Here is a 6,564-nt window from a genome sequence, read left to right as displayed (position 1 = left end):
AAGCGCATCGATCGAATTCCATGGGTGGATAAGGCGCAGATCACGCGCGTTTATCCGAGCGGCCTCGACATTGTCATTCGTGAGCGAATTCCGGCCGTGATCTGGACGCGGGGCGACGTGAACTACCTCGTCGACGCGACCGGGCGCGTTCTTGGCCCGGTTCCCGAGACGAACGGGTGGGTTCTGCCGCGCGTCGCCGGCGAGGGTGCGGCTCGCGACGCGGCTTTGCTGCTCGCAGCTCTGCGTCAAACGCCTGCGATCGAGAGCGAATACGCTTACGCCGAACGCATCGCCGAGCGCCGTTGGCGTGTCGTCCTCAAGAATGGAACTCAGCTCGAACTCGGCGCCGATCGCGAAATCGAAGGCCTCGAGGAGATTTCGAATTCGCGCATCGTAACCGCGGCGATGAAACGCGCAGCGATGATCGTCGACGTTCGCACGCCTGGCCGTATCGCCATGCGTCCCGCCAACGACAAGCTGGCTAAGACCGCTGCGCTCGACGCGCCGCTCTCTGCCGGCCAGCAATAGCAGGTGGCAGATGGCGGATAAGCGCAACTACCAGACATTCGGGCTGCTCGATATCGGCACCAGCAAGACCGTCGCGGCGGTCATCGTCGCCGAATTCGTTCCTGGCGCCGCTGAACCGTCGATGCGGCTGGCAGGCTTAGGTCTGCAGCGTTCGAAGGGCGTCAAGGCCGGCGTGCTGACCGACCTCGACGAAGCTGAATCGGTTGTCCGAGCGGTGATCGGCCAGGCTGAACGGGCCGCGGGGCTTTCGGTCGGCAGCTTTACGGTCTCCGTTGCATGCGGTCGCCTCGCCTCCGTGCATTGCACGGCGCGGACGGATGTCGAGACGGGTTACGTGACGAATGACGACATCGCCAAGCTGATGGCGGCAGGCGAAAGCTACGCCGAGCGCGATGGCAGGACGCTCATTCATCTCAACCGTCTCGGTTGCGAGCTGGACGGCGCGGGCGGCGTCAAAGACCCCAGAGGTCTGTCGGCACGGCGGCTCTCGGCGGCCCTTCACGCGGTGACGGCGGACGAAGCGCCGTTGCGCAACCTGCTCGTGCTGATCGAACGTTGCTACGCCGGTTGCGATGGCCTAGTCGCCGCGCCCTATGCGAGCGCGCTCGCGGTGACCACGGAAGAAGAGCGTCAGTTCGGTGTTACATGCATCGATTTCGGCGCCGGCACGACGTCGATCGCGCTCTTCGCAGACGGCCTTTTTGCCGGCACCGACGTCATTCCGGTCGGCGGCCAGCACCTGACCTATGACATCGCCAAGACGTTGCAGACGCCACTCGTTGAAGCCGAGCGAATCAAAACGCTTTATGGCACACTGCTCAATGCCCAGTCCGACGAGCACGAGTCGTTTTCCTATCCGATCGCGGGTGAAGAGGACGACGCCGGCTATGAAACAACGAAGGCACGGCTGACGGATATTGTCCGCCCGCGTGTGCAGCAGCTTCTAGGACTCGTGCGAGAGCGCTTGGCGCTCAACGCCGCGAGCCGTTTTGCGGGAGACAAGATCGTTCTGACGGGCGGAGCCAGCCAACTTCTCGGTCTTTCGGAATTCGTCGCAAACGAGTTCGGCAGGCCTGTGCGCCTCGGGCGCCCTTCGGACCTCGCCGGGCTCAATGCGAGCCTATCTGGCCCGCAGCTGGCGACGCTCTCGGGTCTGATGACGGTGGCGGCGCGCGGAAACGGCGAATTGAGTGCGCCTCACGGGCGCAAAATGTTGAACCAGGGTTATCTCGGCCGCGTTGGAACGTGGCTCAAGCGTGGGTTTTAGAAACGTGTTGGACACGATGCAGGAACGAGCAAAGAGGGCCGCGCCGCGGATGCGGGATTCGGCTCGGCTCGGCCAATTATCCATTTCGAGGGCGTTATGAGCATCAAGCTACAGCTGCCGAAGATGGTCGATATCAAACCGAGGCTGACGGTCATCGGCGTCGGCGGCGCCGGTTGCAACGCCGTCAACAACATGATCGCGGCCGGGCTGCAGGGCGTTGAATTCGTCGTCGCCAATACGGATGCGCAATCGCTTTCCGCCTCGAGCGCGGAGCATCGCGTTCAGCTCGGAGCCAACCTGACGGAAGGTCTCGGCGCCGGGTCGCGGCCCGAGATCGGTGAAGCGGCGGCGGAAGAGGCGATCGAGGAAATCCGCACGCACATCACCGGCGCTCACATGGTCTTCATCGCAGCCGGAATGGGCGGTGGTACCGGTACCGGTGCCGCGACGGTCATCGCACGGGCGGCTCGCGAAGCCGGCGTTTTGACGGTCGGCGTTGTTTGCAAGCCGTTCCAATTCGAAGGTGCGCGCCGCATGCGCATCGCCGAAGCGGGCGTGCAGGATCTCCGGCAGCACGTCGATACACTGATCGTCATCCCCAATCAAAATCTGTTCCGTATCGCCAACGAGCGCACAACGTTTGCCGAGGCCTTCGTGCTGGCCGACCAGGTGCTCTACTCGGGCGTCGCCTGCATCGTCGAGTTGGTGTTGAAAGAAGGGCTCATCAATCTCGACTTCGCCGACGTCAGGACCGTGATGAGCGGCATGGGTACGGCCATGATGGGGACGGGCGAAGCGACGGGCGAACGGCGCGCCGTGCTTGCCGCCGAAGAGGCGATTGCCAATCCACTGCTCGATGATGTGACGCTCAAAGGGGCGCGCGGGCTCTTGCTGTCGATCTCGGGCGGCAGCGACATGACCCTTTATGAGGTCGACGAGGCGGCGAGCCGCGTTCGCCAAGAGGTCGATCCCGAGGCCAACATCATTGTTGGGGCCACGTTTGATGAGCAATTGGGAGACCGGATTCGGGTCTCGATCGTCGCCTCCGGCATGAATCGGATGAGCGAGCAGCAGAGCGCGCCAAGGGGCCAGCGATCGGGCGCGCCCAATACAGCGAACGCGGGCGGCTACCCTGCAAACACGCCGATTCCAAATCCCTATTCGGTCGAATCTTCACAAGCATCGCGCGCTCCCGCAGCCGGCCCGATGCCGCCTCAGGGTGATCTGCAGCGCCGTCTCGCGGATGCTCTGCAGCCGATGCCGCCCAATCCGCTGCAGAGTTTTCCTCCCTCCGGTCACAACGAAAAGACGCGGCAAAGCCGTGACAGTTGGATGGCACCGGGCAAGGTCATGGTCGAAGACGGCCTTGAGAATTTTCCTCCCCTTGCAGGGAATGCACTGCTCAGAATGCCACCGCTCCCGCAAGCGGGCTTGACAGCGCCATCGGATCACTATTTCGAACCTCAAGCGCCTACGGAAATTCAGCGTACGGGGCGACGTCTGCCGGCCATCGAGGATTTTCCTCCGCAAGCGCAGAAGGAATGGAATGCGCATCACGGCGCGTCGGGCGAAGCTTGGCATCAAGATGCAGAAAATCGCAGGAAACAGGGCTTTTTTGGACGTTTGACAGACTTCGTACGAAAATCTCCGGAGGCGAGATCATCGTCTCGGGCGAGCCCATCGCACGCATCCAGCACGGAAGAAGTCGACGTTCAGTTGCCGGTTTTTTTCGGTCGCGAACGACGCTGAAAATCTGGCGCCTGCATCAAGTTTGTGCGCTCGTCAAGAAACGTTTCCAAAGCGTAACAGAATGTAAGAAAGCGTGATTTGTCGGTACCCGGCGAAGCAGTTAGCTTTTGCCTATCGACCTCTTGTGATGACCCTTTGCTTCGTGTTGATGCGGCTTCAATAAGGCCGACACGCTAGGCAAAAGACGGAAGGGCAGTCAGAAGAGTACCGGGGGTGGTTGGCCGCATAAATGCTGGGGAGCAGCGGTCCGCCAGAAATTTGAGGGACGGCGCAGTATGTCGAATCGATTCATCGGTGCGCGGCAAACAACGCTTGCGCGCGAGATCCAGTTGACAGGCACGGGGGTGCACAGCGGAGCTCCGGTATCACTCACACTGCATCCAGCAGAGGCTGATACTGGGCTCCGCTTTCTCGTTGCAAAACGAGGCAAGGTCATCTCGGAAATTGCGGCGCATGTCGCAAACGTCAAAAATCTAACGCTCTGTACGGTCATTGGCGACGATGCCGGCACGACGGTCGGAACCGTCGAACATCTTCTCGCCGCGCTTCGCGGCCTTTCGATCGACAATCTCTACATAGAAATCGACAGCAAAGAAGTGCCGATCATGGACGGCAGTTCGGCGGAATTCGTCGAGGCCATCGACCGCGTCGGCATCCGCGAGCTCTCCGAACCGCGGAAATACATCAAGGTTTTGAAGCCTGTCCGTGTTGAGGAAGGCGGCTGCTGGGGCGAACTCGCGCCGCACTCGGGTTTCCGCATGGACGTCGAAATCGACTTCGCGTCGCCGGTCATCGGGCGTCAGCGTTTGCAGTACGAAATGGGCCCGGGCATCTTCCGTCATGAACTGTCGAGGGCTCGCACGTTCGGCTTCATGAGCGACGTTGAAAAGCTCTGGAAAGCTGGGCTTGCGCTCGGTGCCGATCTCACGAACACCGTGGCAATCGGCGAAGATAAAGTTATGAACCGCGAAGGGCTCCGTTATCCACAGGAGTTCGTCCGCCATAAGATGCTGGACGCTGTTGGTGATCTGGCATTGGCGGGCATGCCGCTCCTCGGCGCCTATCGGTCCTATCGGGGTGGTCATCGCCTCAACGCGATGGTGCTTCAGGCTCTTTTTGCCGATGCTTCAAACTGGGCAACGGTGCAGGCTCCTCGGACGCGCGCTACACGTACACCGCTCCAGATCGCTCCGTCGGCTATCGCAGCTGCCGCAGAGTAAACGTCACGTTGGACGTGCACTGATTCATGCGGGGCTCGTCGGGTGCGGCCCGGAAGACACCACATTCGGCAAGTACACCGGTTTGTGGGCAATCTGGCCATCAATGTGACTTAGCCTTTCGGATCGGGCGGTGAGGTGCTATCCGGGTCGCGATCGCTGATGACGAGATGCCATAAGCGGCAAGAACGCGGGCCGGGTGGGAAGCAACGCTGCCAATGACAATACTCGCACGAGATCTCAGACGGATTTTCGGCGCTGCGGCGATCTTTGCCGCGTTGGCGTTCGCTGGCTGCGCATCGAACAAGCTCGATACGGCCTCGCTCAATCCTGATCCACCGACGAAGATGTTCGCCGACGCGGACGCGATGATGTCGAAGGGAAATTACTCGGACGCTGCGAAGCAGTTCGAAAACGTCGACCGTGATCATCCCTATTCGCCGGAAGCTCGCAAATCCATCGTGATGGCTGCGTACGCCTACTATCGCGCCGGCAAGTCGCCGGAGGCCATTGCCTCGGCCGAACGCTATGTCGCTTTGCATCCGGGAACGAAAGAGGCGCCGCTGGCCTATCACATCATCGCGTCGGCCTACTTCGACGACATGAAAACTCCCAATCGCGATCAGACACCGGCGCGGAAAGCGCTTGAGGCGCTCAAGACGCTGAAAACGCGCTATCCGGAAAGCGAGTATGCGCGCGACGCGGACAATCGCATGCGTATCGTCCAAGATAATATCGCCGCTTCCGAGATGGAGGTGGGCCGCTACTACTTGAACCAGCACAACTACATAGGCGCGATCAACCGGTTCAAGACGGTCGTTAGCGAATATCAGACGACGGCGCACGTCGAAGAGGCTTTGTCGCGACTGACCGAGTGCTACATGGCGCTGGGGATCACGAAGGAAGCACAGAACGCGGCCGCCGTGCTCGGGCATAACTATCCCGACAGCAAGTGGTACAAAGACGCGTACGCGCTGCTGCAGTCGGGTGGCCTGGCGCCCCGCGACGATAACGGCTCCTGGCTGACGAAGGCCTGGAAGGCCGTTCCGAAGCTGAGCTTGGGCAACGGCTGATTTTATTCGACAATCTTGTGTTAGGTTTGGAAACGCGGCAGGTATTCCAGCCGCGCTTTTTGTCGTGTTAGCGAACTGCAAATTTTCGATTGCGATGACCAAGAAGCCAGCGAAAGGCGCACGTAAGGCTGAAGCCGGGTCGCGCAAGCCCGCGGAATCGGCCGCGACCGAGATCGCGCGGCTGTCGGCGGAAATCTCGAGGCACGACGCGCTTTACTACCGGCAGGACGCGCCGGAAATCTCGGATGCCGAGTACGACGCCCTGCGCCGCCGCCTACAGGAACTCGAAGCGTCGCATCCCGAACTCGCGCGTGCTGATAGTCCGAGCAAGAAAGTTGGCGCCAAACCCGTCGCGGCATTCGGCAAGATCCGCCACGACGTGCCGATGCTGTCGCTCGGGAATGCCTTCGACGATCAGGACGTCATCGATTTCGTCGACCGCGTCCGCCGTTTTCTAAATCTTGCTGAAGCCGACCGCCTCGAAGTTACGGCCGAGCCCAAGATCGACGGGCTGTCGATCTCGATCCGCTACGAGGCGGGCGTGCTCGTGCAGGCTGCAACGCGCGGCGATGGCGCGGAAGGTGAGAATGTCACCGCCAACGTCAAGACGATCTCGGAGATTCCGCACGCGCTAAAAGGCAAAGACATACCGGACGTCATCGATATCCGCGGTGAGATTTATCTTGGGCACGAGGACTTCGCCAAACTTAACGCGGCGCAGGCGGCGAGC

The 6,564-nt window shown here is 61.1% G+C and carries 6 protein-coding genes; all 6 read left to right on the top strand.

Going from position 1 to position 6,564, the window contains the following annotated elements; translation table 11 throughout:
* Positions 1-528 (top strand): cell division protein FtsQ/DivIB (locus VN623_RS01880; protein WP_325567542.1); only part of this gene is annotated, 528 nt, incomplete at its 5' end.
* 10 nt (positions 529-538) lie between these two features.
* Positions 539-1,795: a cell division protein FtsA gene (ftsA, locus tag VN623_RS01875; RefSeq protein ID WP_325567540.1), complete on the top strand. Its 1,257-nt coding sequence runs from the start codon at positions 539-541 to the stop codon at positions 1,793-1,795.
* Positions 1,796-1,891: 96 nt separating this feature from the next.
* Complete coding sequence (gene ftsZ, locus VN623_RS01870; protein WP_325567538.1) at positions 1,892-3,544, top strand: cell division protein FtsZ; 1,653 nt, start codon at positions 1,892-1,894, stop codon at positions 3,542-3,544.
* Positions 3,545-3,819: 275 nt separating this feature from the next.
* Positions 3,820-4,764: a UDP-3-O-acyl-N-acetylglucosamine deacetylase gene (gene lpxC / locus VN623_RS01865; RefSeq protein ID WP_325567535.1), complete on the top strand. Its 945-nt coding sequence runs from the start codon at positions 3,820-3,822 to the stop codon at positions 4,762-4,764.
* Positions 4,765-4,979: 215 nt separating this feature from the next.
* Positions 4,980-5,834, top strand: coding sequence for an outer membrane protein assembly factor BamD (locus VN623_RS01860; protein ID WP_325567533.1), 855 nt, complete (start codon positions 4,980-4,982; stop codon positions 5,832-5,834).
* Positions 5,835-5,928: 94 nt separating this feature from the next.
* On the top strand, positions 5,929-6,564 hold a 636-nt coding region (locus VN623_RS01855; protein WP_414653145.1), incomplete at its 3' end, for a DNA ligase LigA-related protein.

Source organism: Hyphomicrobium sp., assembly GCF_035572195.1.
Lineage (GTDB): Bacteria > Pseudomonadota > Alphaproteobacteria > Rhizobiales > Hyphomicrobiaceae > Hyphomicrobium_B.
The sequence above is the reverse complement of the archived record's forward strand: the minus strand, read 5'-3'. Positions and strand labels throughout refer to the sequence as shown.

Coding starts and splice junctions, on each gene's coding strand:
- ftsA (WP_325567540.1), top strand. CDS start 539: ATGGCGGATAAGCGCAACTACCAGACATTCGGGCTGCTCGATATCGGC.
- ftsZ (WP_325567538.1), top strand. CDS start 1,892: ATGAGCATCAAGCTACAGCTGCCGAAGATGGTCGATATCAAACCGAGG.
- lpxC (WP_325567535.1), top strand. CDS start 3,820: ATGTCGAATCGATTCATCGGTGCGCGGCAAACAACGCTTGCGCGCGAG.
- VN623_RS01860 (WP_325567533.1), top strand. CDS start 4,980: ATGACAATACTCGCACGAGATCTCAGACGGATTTTCGGCGCTGCGGCG.